The organism is Enteractinococcus coprophilus (assembly GCF_006716305.1).
GTDB classification, from domain to species: Bacteria; Actinomycetota; Actinomycetes; order Actinomycetales; family Micrococcaceae; genus Yaniella; species Yaniella coprophila.
This window is the reverse complement of record NZ_VFOU01000003.1, coordinates 659,190-673,807: the sequence shown is the minus strand read 5'-3', so window position 1 is coordinate 673,807 and position 14,618 is coordinate 659,190. Positions and strand designations below refer to the sequence as shown.

The window sequence follows — 14,618 nt, the reverse complement described above, 5'->3', positions numbered from 1 at the left end:
AACGGCCGCTGACTTATTGTGAGCGGGGTCGCCAAGTAAAGGAGCAGCGATGAGTTCCGGAAGTTCCACCCTGGCGAAGGGACTGGACTTACTGCGCCTGATGGGCCAGTATCCATCGGGGGCGCCCGCCGCCGTGTTTGCAAAAGACTCAGGGTTGCCCTTTTCTACCGCCTACCGGTTGCTGAATTCGCTAGTTGCCAGTGGCTTTGCAGAGTTTGATGCCGCAACGAAACAGTATCGGCCAGGGCTGGTGATTTTTGAGCTCAGCTCGAAAGTCGCGTCGGTACGCGGTTACGACGGCACGATTCTGCCGGTGCTGCAGCGATTGTCAGAAACGACCAACGAGTCATGCCTGTTCGCTGTCCGCGACGGACTCGACACCGTCACGGTTCATACGGTGGATGGTCCGGAGTTCCGCCAGACCACGGATCCGGGGGACCGGCTACCTTTGCATGTTTCTGCGATGGGCAAAGCCATCTTGGCTGGCTTACCGCCACACGAGGCAGATGAGCTCATTGAACAGCTCACGTTTGCGCCTCGTACAGCACACACCGTCTCCGATGCTGCCGCGCTGCAAAGACAAATTGCGCACGGACGCGAAGTCGGATACCTCTATCAGTCAGAAGAAGTCGACCTCGGGATGAACGCTATCGGGACCCCGGTGGTTGGCTCCGATGGTAAGGTGCTCGGGGCCGTTGTCATTGCCGCACCGTTATTCCGTGCGACCAAAACCGGTTTAGTGCAACATCGCGAAGCGCTCGATGTCGCTGCCTATCAGTTGGCGATCGCCCTGACCACGATCCAGCCACGCGGCTAGATGAGTCGCGTTGAGATGATAAGGAATCTTATGAAAACTATCTACGTCCTCAATGGTCCCAATCTCAACCTGCTCGGCCTGCGCGACCCGGCAACCTATGGCACGCAGACCCTGGCGGATATTGAATCGACCTGTCAACAGGTCGCCGACGAGCTCGGACTGGAACTGGTATTTCGCCAGAGCAACCACGAGGGCGAGCTCGTCGACTGGATCCACGAAGCCGGCGCCCAAGTGGCCGACGACACCAGCGTTGGTGTCGTCCTGAACGCTGGTGCCTATACCCACACTTCAGTTGCCCTGGCCGATGCGATCTCCGGCGCCTTCGTTCCCACCATCGAAGTGCACATTTCTAATGTCCATGCCCGAGAAGCCTTCCGTCATCATTCCTATTTGTCGCCGGTTGCCGCCGGAGTGATCGTGGGCCTTGGCTCCTATGGTTATGAGTTGGGCATGCAGGCGCTGGCGCACCGCGCCGAACAGTGATGGTGGCCTAGAGTGACACGATGAGCAGGGTCGCGCCGAAGACCACCCCGGAGGCAAGCAGCACGATGGTGGTATATCCCAGGATGTCGCGCATCTTCAACCCGGCAATGGCCAGCAGCGGGATGGCCCAGAACGGCTGAATCATATTGGTCCACTGGTCCCCGTACGCTACGGCCATGATGGTAATTTCTGGCGCGACCCCTAATTCGGCACCGGCTGACAGCATGATTGGTCCTTGAACCGCGAACTGTCCACCACCGGAAGGTACGAAGAAGTTCACCAGGCCGGCAGATAAGAAGGCCAAGAGTCCAAAAGTCGTGGGATTCGAGATCGAGACGAAGGCATCTGAGAAGACCTGAATCAGACCGGAACCGACCATCAGTCCAAGAATTCCTGCATAGAGCGGGAACTGCAATAAGATCTCGCCAACATTTGCAGCGGCATTCTTGGTCAGCGCGATCAGTTCGAACGGGTTGCGCACTAACAACAAAATCAGTGCAAGGAACGACCAGTTAACGGTATCCAGGGTGAGCGTGCCGCCCTGGGCGAAGTGCAGCACGAGATAGACCACGAGCATCAAGCCCAGGAGCAGGGTCACGATGCGACTTGCATCCAACCGGTCAGCGGGGGTGACTACTTCTTCTTGGCCGTCGTCTGCTTGTTGTCGAATATCGACCGTCAATTGGGTGATCTTGTCACCCTTGCGTGGCGCAATAAGATACAGCGATAACCCAACCACCAAAATAGTGACCACCGCTGCGATCATGTTCCAGCCGGAGAACACCGTCTGGCTGATGGGAACGGTCTCGCCGCCCAAGGATTCGGCTAGGAACGAGTCGGGTGTGGCCGCAGTGAGTGGTCCCGATGCCGAGTAACCCATGTGCCAGACAACGAAACCGGCAAAGCCAGATGCCACGAGCATGGGGAAGTGGAGCTTCAACCCGCGTTGGTCACCTTGGTATGCAACTTCTCGGGCTAATAACGCCCCCACGACGAGCCCTAGCCCCCAGGTGATGAGGCTCGCCAGCGCAGCAACCAGAAACACGAAAACGTATGCAGCCAACTCGGTGCGCGGAACACCGCCCAGAAATGCCAGACCGCGTCGGACCGGACCGGTATTGGCCAACATGTGCCCGAATAACAAGATCAGAGCCATCTGCGTGATGAAGTCTAAAAGACCAGCCAGCCCGTCACCCCAGTGCAACACCAAATCGCCCGGAGCAGTGTCGGTCAGGATGAGCGCCAGGATCACGACGACGAAGGTCAGCAGAATCGAGAAAACTAACGCCGACGGGATGAACCGCTCGACGAGGTTGTTCAGCGGTCGCATCGCCCGAGAAATGGGCGTACCCTCCTTCCGCTGAATAGTCTCAGTGCTGGAACGTGAATCGGGGGATGACATGTCAGACTCCTCAAGTTCAAGGGCGTACCAGATGCACACTCCGTGCTTTGGATGCTACGACAGTCTGACTTGGCGAAAAAGCGTACACCCCACGCGGCGGTGAAGCGCCAGATGATGACATTGGTCTCAAGAATGGGCAGGTGGGCGCGCCACGCTCGGATGGTTTGTTGAATCATTGGAAAAGCCTTGACATTATGGAAAAATCCCGACGGTGAAGCTGATTTTCAGGCTTTTCCAGTGAACTTATGAGTTTTCTTGCGGAGAGAAGACCTTTCGCCAGTTCTGCGGAGCCACTAGCGTGGCGTTATAGCTTCCTCAAAGGAAGGGTGAAAGGAGTCGTGATGAATCCTCAAAATAAAGTTCCGGACCAACAGCCCCAGCGGCCAGACCCTGAACATGGGAAAACACCCACCCGCATGGGGTTTTTCATGGTGCCAGTCAGCCTGGTGGGGGCCGTCTTGCTCATTGGTATAGGTGTCCGGTTTATTACCGTGTCAGCCCAACCTGATGCGGTAGGCTACGTACTTTTCGTTCTCGCCGCCGCGCTGATCATCTTTGCGATCATCCGCATTCGAAAGATTGCCACGGGTAAAGAGAAATATTAGTTGCTCGGGCGTTATCCGAGATAACAGTGCAAAGGGCTAGTAGGTGTCATCCGATGCTTACTGGTCCTTTTGCTGTCATAGCAAAAGCGATCGGTGCTTCAGTTATAGTTTCAACCTTGTCAGCGCTCGCAGCCGCCTTTACGCTGAATACAGACCTAATAAAGCCTGCCAGGGGAAACCCGTGCAGGCCCACCGGAGGTGAATCACAGTGTCGAACCAACAATCGGGACGTCCAGAAGATCACGAAGCCAGGAATCCCAATATCGATCCGGGCGTCACCGGCGATGCCGACCTAGAAGCCGGTGGCGGAGTCAAACCAGGGCATACCCCACCGGACTCGCAATCAGCGACCTCAACGCCCCCTCACGCACCGGAAGCACGGCCACCACGTTCGAAAACCATGTTGGTTGTGATGATCGTGCTGGTGGCTCTTTTGGCGCTAATATTCGTCGCCTATGCCATCGGCCTGTGGGATTAGTGCAGTAGCGTCCCTCTAGTTTCATCCGCAATAGCCATGACCTCCAGTGAGGCCATGGCTATTGTCCTGACTGCGCCACAATTGGTGAACAAATAAGTGTGCCTTCAAACGCTCCCAGGCCTTCGTCCGATACTTTCGGCCCGGCGGCGTCCAGCTGAGCTGGCGGATGATGAGGTCAGACTTGGCACCCGCTCTTTTGGGCTCATTCCTAGTATTGCCACGCGGCGCCATTTTTAGGCTGACAGGGTCGTCAGCCGTTGGTTTACCAGCTTTATGGACCCTAGCCGGGAAGCATATAAAGAAATCGAACGAGCCAAGGAGTCATACGGGGACACTCATGTCGTAGTGCCAGGCGGTGACCGCATTGATGAAGCTACGAACATGTTGGGCACTGTTATCGGTGTGACGAGGATCCGGCACGAAGCTGGCGAAATGATGGGGCGGGTTGCAATCGATGAACAACGCCGCGTTGTTGGGCTTCTGATCGTCACCCCAGATTACGAGCCGCTCCCGTTTTAGATATCCACAGGACGCCGACAGTGGCTATTGCTAAGGCACTGTCGGCTGCTATTTTTGTGGCATGAGCGAGCAGAAAATGCCATTTGAAGATCCAGAATCCTTCGGACTTCCACCAGTCGCTGGGAGTGCACGGCAGCCCGATATGGCAGACCAAGTCATGCAAGAGATCGCACCATTGCTTGCAGCAGACGGTATCGATCTAGAGAACCTCGACGACGTTGAGGTTGAAGAACTCGATGCCGCGATGGCTCGTGCCGTCGAACGTCATAACCTAGAACAGATCACCCCGGTGGGTGACCAAGAGGCCGTGACACTTTTGACGCTGTCCAGCATCGTATACGCCCTCGACAGTGGCACTGCAGAGCAACTACAGAAAATTTTCGCTTCGATTGGCCAGGAGCCGACTCACATGCGGCCTAGTATTGGCCACCTCACCGGCGTTGCACTGGAAACGCTCGACAAATGGTACACGGATCCCTCGCTTGAAAATATCCTCCGAAGCGCTAAGTTAACGTTTGGTCCGCCAGCTACTCGGTCGGCTGCTGAGGATCTTCAGGTATTAGCTCATAAAGGCCGCGCAGTTCGCTCATATGGCAACCTCCTTGCAAATCATGGCGGACTGGAGCTCGCGCGCGCCGGAGCATACTTGATCTATGTTTCTATCGCAGCTATTGCTGCTGTTCGGCAGATCGCAGTCAATGAGGTGCTCCCAGAGCTTTTGCCGGGTAAGCCACTTTCAAAAGAACACATAGATAGCATTCCACTCAGACCAGAAGTGGAGCAGCGGATTGCTCAAGAAGAGCAGTATGAGGAATTCCAGTTCTGGTTGAGTGACCAATACGACGATGAGGACGTCGACGAAATATACGAGCTTTTTATTGACCTCGTGATGCAGGCTCTAGAAGCTGGCTTGGACCCAGATGATCCAAGTGCTATCCATCCCTGGTTGGCCTCCATCCAATTTTCGCTCGACTACCAGAACGTCATGGAAAGTATGCATGCCATCTCAAACTATGTCGCGTTCCGGGTCGAAGATTCGGACGATCCCGCACCGTGGCTTGAAGTATTGGAAACATTTGAAACAGAGGTTGGCGAGGATCCGCTGGCTGAACAGTTTCGGCAGATCATTGATGCCGCAGATATGGCGCCCCTGGCTGATCGGGCTGCCGCTATCCGCCAGCTGCCAATCGTCGCCGGACTGCATGAGCTAGGCCAGTGGTTGAACACCTCGCAGCCCGTGACTGCAAACCAGGTGCCTCGACGAACTGATATCCAACGGCTTGCCGGTATGATCGGTGTCCAGGCGGTCGGCGCTGCTACGAAGCCGGAACTGCATTATGAGCCAACGGCTTTCGAAGACCTCATGGCCAGCTCGTCAACAGCACCGAATGCCGACTTGCCGCACCTGCCAGATCGCATGAAAACCTATAGCGTTCAATCCGCGCTAGAGGTTCCGGAATTGGTGTCCTGGTGGACAGCACTTGAGGTACTGGAGATTATCGAATTGACCGCCTCCCGGGTCAGGCAAGGGCCCGGCGCTACAGAATTTTTCAGGGAAGACTTGGCCGTAGAGAATGCTGAGTTAGTCGTTGGTTTATGGATTGCCAATGTACTTTTGCATCATTTTGAACGAACACACTATGAAGTCCCTGCGACCGCGTTAGTTATTAATCATCTCACCAGTGCCATGTCGGGTGCCGACATTCCGCTGAGTGAACCCGATCCCGACGTAGATATCGGAGTTCGCATCACGAATGTCTCGTACTGCAGAAGCTTGCGGTATTTGCGGGATATGGGATTGGTGCAAATTCGCGATGGTCGGCTGCATGTGCCAAAAACACTGCACAGACCTGTTGTGCTGGGATTGTCGACTGCCGTCCAACACCTCACCGAACTGCTGAGCAACGCAGATTAACCCGCTTTTTAAACCTGGTAATAATCATGCGCGTAACCATGTGGCTCTGAAGTCGCCATGACCATACCCAGCAAGCCTTTGATAGGAGTGCAGAAAAACTGAGCGTCACGCATCAGACCTTTGACAAACCCATTCCTGGCGCGTGGTTTACAACTCGCGTCTCTAGATGTCTGATTGTCCCGATCACCAGTGACAAGGTAGCTATGCTAGGAGATTGTGATCTGAAGTGTTGAGGGGGCAGCGGGTAAGTGGGATTGTTCATGGCCATCGTGCCCGTGCTGTTCACCCTCGGGTTATTAGCTATTCCTCGCATCTCCGGTACGGTGCCGCCGCTGCTCGGCACATTCAGTGCGGCCGCCGTCGCCCTGTGGTATTTCAAAGCACCCGCTGATGACCTCATCACTGCTTGGAATGACAACTTCTGGACCCTCATAAAGGTGCTGGCCATCATCGGTGGTGGTGTGCTGTTATCGGGTGTCATGGACCGAACCGGAGCACAACGCAAGCTAGCCAATTGGTTGTCTGCGGGCGGTCCCACCATTGCCGCCGCCTTGCTAATGGCGCACGGAGTCGTACCGTTTCTCGAAACGGTCACCGGCTTTGGTGTTTCTGTGCTGATTGGTCTGCCGTTGCTGCTCTCGCTAGGTTTTACACCCTATCGGGCAGCACTCCTGACGCTTTTAGGACTCATGATCGGCCCTTGGGGTTCAATGGGTCCAGGAACGCTAGTCGCTGCCGAAGTCGCTGGCGCTTCCTTGACGGACATGGGGTTGGTTTCGGGATTGATGAACCTTATCCCGTTCGTCGTCTCCGGTGTTGCGGTGTCGATTGTTGCGGGTAATGGCCTGACCGATCAGAAACTCTCCTGGGGCCAACGCTTTGCCTGGGCGGGGGTCGGCGCGGGCTCCGGTCTCCTGCTTTGGGCGTTAACGATGATTGCAAACCTGTTGCTGGGCACGCCGGTAGCTGGTGCGGTCTCAACGCTGATGATGTCAGTTCTTTGGCTGCTGTATATCAGACGTGGCCGTCTGACCCCTGGTCCCGGCCGGTCATTGATCCCATACCTGATCTTGATGATTGGTACGATCACCGGCCAGCTAATCTATCGGGCCTACGACCTCGGAGTGCTTGGTGAAGTGCTCGCTTCCCCTGCCTTGTGGTCAACAACTGGTGCGCTCGTCTCCCTCACGTTTTTGCCCGTCGATGCCGATAGCATGCGTGCTTTACCGAAGGCTTCACTGCATATGTGGTGGAACGCTGCGATGCCCACAGCGTTATACATCCTGCTCGGCGTGATCATTGCCGGCGGGGGACTAGCAGACGTCATTGCTGGCAGTCTGGTCGATCTGGGTCCGGTGTATCTCTTCTTGTTGCCATTCGTTGCTGGTCTCTCGGGCTATATCACCGCATCTGGCACCGGTGCAAACGCAATGTTTGGTGCCACCCAAGTAGCCGCCGCTCAAGGGCTAGGTGTGTCACCACTCTGGACCATGGGCATGCAGAACTCCGCTGCCGGTTGGGCCATTATCGCCGGACCGGCACGCATCGAACTGGCCTATCGCATGGCTGAGGTATATCAGCGCAGTACGACACCAAAACCAACACTCTCTCGTGGGGCATTGGTGAAAGTGCTCTTACCGATCGTGCTGTTGAGCCTGACGCTGTGGGGGATTGTGGCCGTGATCTTCTTACCTATGACGGGCTAGAGCTTCGTGATAGAAACGCTTATATTCATGATCTTATAAGTGTTATTGTGGAGGGGTGATGCAGGCCGTTGGAATTATTGCAGACATTGTTGGCTCTCGTGATCTGAAAGATCGTGCAGCCGCCCAGCGGGCTATCCTCGAAGCTTTCTCAGGTGCTGAAGCTGCAGTACCTGCCGTTCGTCCGGCATGGGCCACGGTGGGGGACGAGTTTCAACTTATTGCTGCGACATGGCAGGACGCGCTACGCATTGCTGTACGGGTCCAGGCACTGCTGCCCGGGGGTCTGCGTCTGCGATTTGGTATCGGCGTTGGCCAGATCAACACTGTCGAAGAAGGTGAAGTCGGACCCATCCAGGATGGCACGGCCTGGTTCAATGCTCGCCAAGCAATCGAAACTATCGAAGAACTCCAGCAGCGTCGAGACGAAGTGCTCACCGGATTTATGGCAGACGACCCGGAATTGACCGCTGCGATCACCGCGCAATTATTATTCCGCGATCACATTGTGGCGCGTATGAAAGCTCGTGAGCGCAGATTATTTGCGGCACTGCTGGCCGGTGCGACACAGCAAGACGCCGCGCGCGCCGAGCGGATCTCGCAGGCCGCAGTGTCTCAAGCCCTTCACCGGTCGGGTGCCATGGCATTATTGGACGCAGACGCCACCCTGGAAACAGTGCAAGGTGACAGTGCTGCGAAAGAGGAGTCTTGATGCTAGTTGTGATGACTATTTTGGCAGTTGGTGTCACCGATCTGATCGGCTTGGCCCAAGCCCGCTTGCCGGTCCAGACCGTGCGCTATGTCCAACTGGTGTGGTGGGTCGCGGTCACCGTTGCCGCTGCCTTCTGGATTCGGCCCGAGGGGTGGGTCGGAGCTGTGGCTGCCTTTGTCGCGGCCGCCTGGTATTTCATTGCCGAACGGATGAACGGTCCCGTCGAGCAGAGCGGCCAAGCACGATCTGTGCCTGAACTCTTTGCCTGGTCAGCAGTTGGTCTCGTGGTCATTCTCGCAGGCTTTACCTGGTTGGATATCGCGCTGCTCAGTGCCGCCGTTCCGGCCGGGCTGATGTGGCTTGCACTAGCGATATTGCTGACGCAAACTGGCAACCGTCTCACCCGCGCAATCCTGCTGCTTTCAGGTCGAGAGCTTGGTGCTGACGGACAAGCAGCCGGCGCGGTCCCGGGGAGCCGTCTGAAAGGTGGGCGGGTCATTGGCCCGCTGGAGCGCATCTTCATTATGGTGCTTGCCGTGGTTGGCGCCTACCACGTGGTTGCAGCACTCATGGCCGCCAAAGGAATAGTTCGTTTTCCCGAAATCTCCGCTGATGCAAAGCGTGACGACCCAGTCCAAGCCGGAACGAAAGCCGAAGAATTCCTCGTGGGTAGTCTTGCCAGCTGGGGGCTGGCGGGCGGCGCGGCACTCCTAGCAAGCATCCTCCTCTAGCGCGAAACCCGTTATATTATCGATGATATAAGGGGTTTCGAGTTGCCGAGGGTCGGCACTACGAAGTGGTGGTCACCGCAGTGTTCTCCAGCGCCAAAGCAGGCCAATGATCGGTATCCCGCAGCAGTTGCCGATCATGGGTCGCCATGATGACCGCGGCCGCGGTGGCAATTCAGACTCCTATTCCAGCAGGGCAACCCGTGCCGAAGCGTGATGCTGAACACTACCGGTTGTTGGTGCTAACTGGTTGGCCCGAACCTGCAAGAGCGTTAAGTTGCCCGCCCCATTTGGACCGGTCACGACCAGACGATCATCACCTGACAGTTTGAGCGAAACCTTCGACGTCAATCGATCGGCCACACTCACGTTATCCGCAGACACTACCGCGGCACTGCATCCGGGTCAGCCTGCCGGCAAGAACGTGCAGCAGGGTCGTTTTGCCACGACCATTTTCACCGATAATGCTGATTCGGGACGATGGCGTCACCGTGAGATGGACGTCGTGCAGAATAGGGTTGCCACCAAGTGTCACATCGACGGCGTGGAGGGTAATTTGGGCGCCAGAATGCGCCAGATGGTTAGATTCGAAAGGCATAAGAAGTCCTAGAAAAGTCCCGTGCAAAAGGGCACGGAAAATGAACAGCGACCAGATCGGTCAGGAATGGGTGTGTCGACGCGAACTCGAATCAGAATGTTTTCGAGCGCGAAAACCAGTCGCTGTTAGAGGTAGAGAACTTGTTGTAATGCCATGCCCGCAGTCTAATGAACCGGCATGTTGTTGACCAGTTTGCGCATGGAATTCTGATCCCACTAGTAAGGATGAACTCACGGGGATTTTCCGCGACGACTGTCCAGTTGGCGTTTGTGTTCTGCGGAAAGGCGCTAGCGTAGATTCAGTTTGTCCCGAAATCCTGCGCAGTCAGAGGGTATACCTTCAATTGAAAGGGCAAATGAATGCTGGCGAGCAGGGTCGACGACTGTTAGCCTGTGCTCGGGTTCACATGTCTTTGTGATCTCATGATGGATTTCATTCGTTTGGCGTGATGCAATGCGCTGCGTTAAACGGAGCTCTCACTACTCGAAGGGAAGACTCCGCATGGCGGAAGAATCAATAAAGAAGAAAGGGCGGTTGGCGGCAGCTGTGCTCGCAGGTTCTGCCCTAGCCTTCAGCTCATTTGCGGTGGTCGTTCCCGCCGCACTGGCAGATGAAGAAGCAACGCCGGCCATCGCTACGGTTAAGCCTGAAGCCAGCTCACAGGACTCATCCGAGACTCCTACAGCCCCGGATGACGAAACCAGTGTCAAAGACAGCGGTAGCGCTGAAACTGGCGATCTTGGGGAAGAAGTCGAACCAACCGAGCCGGTGACCGAAGAACCAACCAGCTCGGAAACCAGTGCCGAGCCATCGCCAGAGACGCAATCCCGCTTTCAGACTCAGCAGGATGATGGCGATGATGGCGACGGCGGAGAAGACAACACCGAGCCAGATGACGCGGAATTGGGAGAGCTCAGGTTCGCCGTTAGTCCGCGCTCCGGCCCCTCCGGAACACAGATAGATCTCTCCGGCTCAGGCTTCACCCCAGGTGGGGATATCGACGTCAAGATAGTCACCTCCGACGACCCCGATGCCACCCCTATCAACTACGATACGTTCGCAGATGACGAGGGCGTACTCGATGACGTGATGTCAGTCGAGGGAGCCCCTGGTCTGTATCATGTCACCGCGACCGATGTTGACACAGGCCGCTACGAGGTTGAGACGTTCAACATCACTGATGTGACGATGGACATCAACCCTGAGACCCTGTCAGAGGAAGAGTTCCGCGACAACGGCGTGACCCTGACCATCCGAGAACTTGAGCCAAACCAAGTCGTGGACGTGGCAGTCAGCAATCGGTACAACCCGATTGACGAACTCAGCGGTACGGCGACTGCTGGCGGTGATGGCGTCGCGACATACAGTATCCAGGGCGCTGAGGATCTCCGCGACATCTACGTCGGAGCCTACAGCGTGATCGTGACTGAGTCAGGAAGCGAAGTCCAGCTTGCCGAAGGCAGCTTCGACGTTACGAGTGAAAACCCACAGGTGAGCGTACATTCACCAGATGCAAATGACGACGGCTCCATTCCACAAGGTGGAACGTTGCACGTCACTGGCAATAACGCCACTCCTAATAGCGATGTGACCGTGGACTTCGGCCTCGAAGGGGTGGAAGCTCAGATCGTTGAGTCCACCTCGGATGGTGAGTACGGAGCTGAAATCACTATCCCAGAAAATGCTCAGCCAAGCGAGAAAACTGTCACGGTGACAGATGACGAAACAGGGACAGTCGGTACCGCTGAATACACGGTTGCTGAAGCAGCCGAAGATGTCGAGCCAACTCTGACCGCAGATCGCACTCAGATCACACTGGATGAGTTTGTTGGTAGCGATGACGGTGAATCCGGCGTTGGCTTCCTCGTTGAAGGACTGGAACCAAACACGGACTTCACCTACATGGCCACCGCTTCGGGTCCGGTAGCGGATCTTGAAGCAACCGAAACCACAGATGCTGATGGCACCGCTCGGTTCTCAGTTTACGGTGACGAGAAGGCCAGCGATCCATCCGTCTACCTTGGCCGTTACTCTGTCACGGTAGTCTATAAAGATGAAGCCGGCGAGCCCCAGGAGCTGGGTCCGGTACACTTCCGCGTGGTTGACGAAATCACAGAAGACATCGAAATCGAACTGGAATCCGATGAGGTATACCAGGGCGAATCGCTAGATGTTGAGATCTGGAACCTCACTCCTGAAGGCAACGTCGAGATCGAGTGGAACCCAACCGAGACCCTGACCGCCGATGATGACGGCGAGATCGACACTGACCTGCCGATAGCTGATGACGCTGACACCGGTGTTCAGACGCTTACCGTCACTGACCTGACTACCGAACGGACAGCGTCGGTTGAATACACCGTTCTGGATGCAAGTGACCAGGTGGTTGATCCGTCTCTGACAATCGATCCTGAACGCATCGAACTGGATGACTTCATCGGTGATCCAGAAGACGGTGCAGGCGTTGCACACACCGTGCAGGGTTTGGAACCAGGTACTGAGATTTCCTATGCCGTGACCGGTCCGGAATACGTCAGCGACTTCGAAAGCACCGCCCCTGTCGAAGAAGACGGTGTCGCCTCATTCGTGATCTACGGATATGACGTCGCTAATCCGTCCGTCTACCTGGGTGAATACAACACCGTTGTCACCTACGTTGACGAGGACGGTGAGGCTCAGACTCTGAGTGGATCCTTCACCGTCGTCGACGGCGACGACTCCACCGGTGGTACCGGCGGCTCCGATGACGATCGCGGCTCAACCGGCCCAGTTGATCTCAACGGCGCAAGCGGCCTGGCCCAGACTGGGGCTAACGGCATCCAGTTTGGCATGCTTGCCGGTGGACTGCTGCTAGCTGGAGGTGCACTGCTGGCATTTGCCAACCGCAAACGCCTCTTCGGTCGCACCGCATAACCCATAGACGGTAACGACTAGTTCAAATCCAGACCGGCCTCTTCTGCTCACGTGGAAGAGGCCGGTTTGTGTATTCAACAACCCTCGACACTGATACACCCAGCTGCCAGACTTGAGGTGAAATGCGACCCGGTGTCCACGCCGTCAGGAGGCCTACCATGACCAACGTGACCTCATCCCAAGCCCAAGAGCAGCTGTCCGATTGGACCGTCGTTGACGGCCGATTGGAGATCAGCGTACGCGCCAAAGATTTTGTGCAAGCCATCGAATTCGTCAACCGCTTCACCAATCTGGCCGAAGCCCAGAACCACCACCCCGATTTCGATATCCGCTACAACACGATTCGGATGCGCGTGGTCAGCCACGACGTCGGCGGACTGACCGACCGTGATTTGAAGTTTGCCACCGCGGTGAACGTGTTGATCGAGGAAATGGGGCTCAAGCGCCAGCCCGAAAAGATCACGCGCGCTGCAGTCGTGCTGGTCAGCGCCAACGTCGAGGCGATCAAACCGTTCTGGAAAGCCATCTTCGATTTCAAAGCCGCCAAGGGCGACGAGCATCTGCTGGTCGACCGTTCTGACGTCCTGCCGCCGATCCGATTCCAGGAACTCTCCAGAATTTCGGGCAGCGATGACGACGCCATCCCAGCACCGGGTAACGTGCACTTCGAGGTGTACGTGCCAGCATCGTTGGTCAAAGAGCGCCGGCAGGCAGCCGTCGACGCAGGCGGTCGGTTGCTCAGCGATGCCAATGCTACCGATCGGTGGGAACTGGCAGATGCCGACGGTAACCGCGTCATCCTGCGGGCAGAAGGCTAGCTGAGCGGAGAATGAACTCTCGCCACGGACGCCACCATTTCCTAGTGTGGTATCCATGCAAAGATCGAAGGGCGTAGGGTATTGTGTCGTTGTTTCTGGATTGGCGTTTGCTGTGGCAGCGGCCGGATGCTCAGCGCCCCAGGCGACTTCACCTAAGCCAAAGGAGACCACATCCGCCGCGCCGACGGAGACTACCGATTCAAAAACCAGTGTTGAACTCACCGATGGTCATCTCACCATCGAAATCCCAGAGTCGTGGAACGCTGACATTCAAGATATGACGGAGACCATCATGGCTGACGGATCAGCCCCGGAGTTCAATGGCTATACCGCCCACCAAGCGACCATCACCAATCTGGATGAGACGGTAGCAGTCGATGTATTTACGAACGTTCCATGGCCTGATGTCGCTGCAATTGACCCAAATGAGGTCGAGCTACTCCATGCTGAACCGCTCGACATTGGCTACGTCGGCGAAGGAAGCGAGCCTATATGGCTACGCGCGGTCATCGGCGAAAATCCTTCAGTCCAAGGGCGGCCGCACTTTGGGATGTTCGATGGACGTTTTGATGATGAACAATACCTCTTGGTAGTCGCACCATATGTCTCGAAAGCCGAGCTCGGTGAGCCTGAGGAGATAGGTGGTGGTATGTCGGCCTTCATTACACCATATTCAGTATCAACGGCGGGCCAGTGGTGGGAAGAGGTCATCACCATCGCAGCCGGGACCATCAACCAGAACGGCGCAGAAAAACTCACTGGGTTAGAAGGTTTGGAAGCGATGCAGGCGCTCGTAGAGACTGAAGAGTATGAACAACTGCTTAACGTTATTCGTAGCTTTAAAGTCCACGTCAATGAATAACACCGCCTGCATGCACACAAAAACTCGCGGAACGTTTCAGCGAACTGTTCCGTGAGCTATCTCAT

14 protein-coding genes are annotated in these 14,618 nt (G+C 56.2%); 12 read left to right on the top strand and 2 right to left on the bottom strand.

Annotated elements, in window-relative coordinates; all coding sequences use genetic code 11:
* Positions 1-49 precede the first annotated feature (49 nt).
* Together FB556_RS11075 and aroQ are read left to right on the top strand one after the other, a co-directional pair.
* Positions 50-817, top strand: coding sequence for an IclR family transcriptional regulator (locus tag FB556_RS11075; RefSeq protein ID WP_141867611.1), 768 nt, complete (start codon positions 50-52; stop codon positions 815-817).
* A gap of 30 nt (positions 818-847) precedes the next feature.
* Positions 848-1,300 carry a type II 3-dehydroquinate dehydratase gene (aroQ, locus tag FB556_RS11070; RefSeq protein WP_141867609.1) on the top strand — a complete coding sequence of 151 codons (453 nt, stop codon included), beginning with the start codon at positions 848-850 and terminating at the stop codon, positions 1,298-1,300.
* 7 nt (positions 1,301-1,307) lie between these two features.
* Here the strand turns inward: aroQ and FB556_RS11065 are convergent, their stop codons facing one another.
* The gene (locus tag FB556_RS11065) at positions 1,308-2,702 is read right to left on the bottom strand and encodes a short-chain fatty acid transporter (RefSeq protein WP_379984754.1); all 1,395 of its coding nucleotides are present in this window, start codon (positions 2,700-2,702) and stop codon (positions 1,308-1,310) included.
* A gap of 341 nt (positions 2,703-3,043) precedes the next feature.
* Between FB556_RS11065 and FB556_RS11060 the strand changes: the two genes are divergently transcribed.
* The 7 genes from FB556_RS11060 to FB556_RS11030 all read left to right on the top strand — a co-directional run bounded on the left by FB556_RS11060 (position 3,044) and on the right by FB556_RS11030 (position 9,365).
* A complete protein-coding gene (locus tag FB556_RS11060; protein ID WP_141867607.1) occupies positions 3,044-3,307 on the top strand; it encodes a hypothetical protein in 264 nt (87 codons plus the stop codon).
* A gap of 208 nt (positions 3,308-3,515) precedes the next feature.
* Positions 3,516-3,785, top strand: a complete 270-nt coding sequence (locus tag FB556_RS11055) for a DUF6480 family protein (RefSeq protein WP_211344034.1) — start codon at positions 3,516-3,518, stop codon at positions 3,783-3,785.
* Positions 3,786-4,058: 273 nt separating this feature from the next.
* Positions 4,059-4,304 carry a hypothetical protein gene (locus FB556_RS11050; RefSeq protein ID WP_141867605.1) on the top strand — a complete coding sequence of 82 codons (246 nt, stop codon included), beginning with the start codon at positions 4,059-4,061 and terminating at the stop codon, positions 4,302-4,304.
* Positions 4,305-4,365: 61 nt separating this feature from the next.
* A complete protein-coding gene (locus tag FB556_RS11045; protein ID WP_141867603.1) occupies positions 4,366-6,219 on the top strand; it encodes a hypothetical protein in 1,854 nt (617 codons plus the stop codon).
* 260 nt (positions 6,220-6,479) lie between these two features.
* On the top strand, positions 6,480-7,925 hold the full coding sequence (locus FB556_RS11040; protein WP_246057403.1) for an L-lactate permease: 1,446 nt from the start codon (positions 6,480-6,482) through the stop codon (positions 7,923-7,925).
* A 58-nt stretch (positions 7,926-7,983) separates the two neighbouring features.
* Positions 7,984-8,634 (top strand): SatD family protein, encoded by a 651-nt coding sequence (locus tag FB556_RS11035; protein ID WP_141867599.1) that lies wholly within the window; start codon positions 7,984-7,986, stop codon positions 8,632-8,634.
* Positions 8,635-8,645: 11 nt separating this feature from the next.
* Complete coding sequence (locus tag FB556_RS11030; RefSeq protein WP_141867597.1) at positions 8,646-9,365, top strand: hypothetical protein; 720 nt, start codon at positions 8,646-8,648, stop codon at positions 9,363-9,365.
* 367 nt (positions 9,366-9,732) lie between these two features.
* Here FB556_RS11030 and FB556_RS11020 read toward each other — a convergent pair whose 3' ends face one another.
* Positions 9,733-9,960: an ATP-binding cassette domain-containing protein gene (locus tag FB556_RS11020; RefSeq protein WP_141867593.1), complete on the bottom strand. Its 228-nt coding sequence runs from the start codon at positions 9,958-9,960 to the stop codon at positions 9,733-9,735.
* Between the two features lie 501 nt (positions 9,961-10,461).
* Here FB556_RS11020 and FB556_RS11015 point away from each other — a divergent pair.
* From FB556_RS11015 to FB556_RS11005, 3 genes are all read left to right on the top strand, one after another.
* On the top strand, positions 10,462-12,873 hold the full coding sequence (locus FB556_RS11015; RefSeq protein ID WP_170200450.1) for an LPXTG cell wall anchor domain-containing protein: 2,412 nt from the start codon (positions 10,462-10,464) through the stop codon (positions 12,871-12,873).
* Between the two features lie 158 nt (positions 12,874-13,031).
* Positions 13,032-13,691 (top strand): 4a-hydroxytetrahydrobiopterin dehydratase, encoded by a 660-nt coding sequence (locus tag FB556_RS11010; protein ID WP_170200449.1) that lies wholly within the window; start codon positions 13,032-13,034, stop codon positions 13,689-13,691.
* Between the two features lie 55 nt (positions 13,692-13,746).
* Positions 13,747-14,553 (top strand): hypothetical protein, encoded by an 807-nt coding sequence (locus tag FB556_RS11005; RefSeq protein WP_141867587.1) that lies wholly within the window; start codon positions 13,747-13,749, stop codon positions 14,551-14,553.
* Positions 14,554-14,618 lie beyond the last annotated feature (65 nt).

Excerpts from the sequence above, each read along its gene's own strand:
- FB556_RS11075 (WP_141867611.1), top strand. The coding sequence starts at position 50 with ATGAGTTCCGGAAGTTCCACCCTGGCGAAGGGACTGGACTTACTGCGC.
- aroQ (WP_141867609.1), top strand. The coding sequence starts at position 848 with ATGAAAACTATCTACGTCCTCAATGGTCCCAATCTCAACCTGCTCGGC.
- FB556_RS11065 (WP_379984754.1), bottom strand. The coding sequence starts at position 2,702 with ATGTCATCCCCCGATTCACGTTCCAGCACTGAGACTATTCAGCGGAAG.
- FB556_RS11060 (WP_141867607.1), top strand. The coding sequence starts at position 3,044 with ATGAATCCTCAAAATAAAGTTCCGGACCAACAGCCCCAGCGGCCAGAC.
- FB556_RS11050 (WP_141867605.1), top strand. The coding sequence starts at position 4,059 with ATGGACCCTAGCCGGGAAGCATATAAAGAAATCGAACGAGCCAAGGAG.
- FB556_RS11045 (WP_141867603.1), top strand. The coding sequence starts at position 4,366 with ATGAGCGAGCAGAAAATGCCATTTGAAGATCCAGAATCCTTCGGACTT.
- FB556_RS11040 (WP_246057403.1), top strand. The coding sequence starts at position 6,480 with ATGGCCATCGTGCCCGTGCTGTTCACCCTCGGGTTATTAGCTATTCCT.
- FB556_RS11035 (WP_141867599.1), top strand. The coding sequence starts at position 7,984 with ATGCAGGCCGTTGGAATTATTGCAGACATTGTTGGCTCTCGTGATCTG.
- FB556_RS11030 (WP_141867597.1), top strand. The coding sequence starts at position 8,646 with ATGACTATTTTGGCAGTTGGTGTCACCGATCTGATCGGCTTGGCCCAA.
- FB556_RS11020 (WP_141867593.1), bottom strand. The coding sequence starts at position 9,960 with ATGCCTTTCGAATCTAACCATCTGGCGCATTCTGGCGCCCAAATTACC.
- FB556_RS11015 (WP_170200450.1), top strand. The coding sequence starts at position 10,462 with ATGGCGGAAGAATCAATAAAGAAGAAAGGGCGGTTGGCGGCAGCTGTG.
- FB556_RS11010 (WP_170200449.1), top strand. The coding sequence starts at position 13,032 with ATGACCAACGTGACCTCATCCCAAGCCCAAGAGCAGCTGTCCGATTGG.
- FB556_RS11005 (WP_141867587.1), top strand. The coding sequence starts at position 13,747 with ATGCAAAGATCGAAGGGCGTAGGGTATTGTGTCGTTGTTTCTGGATTG.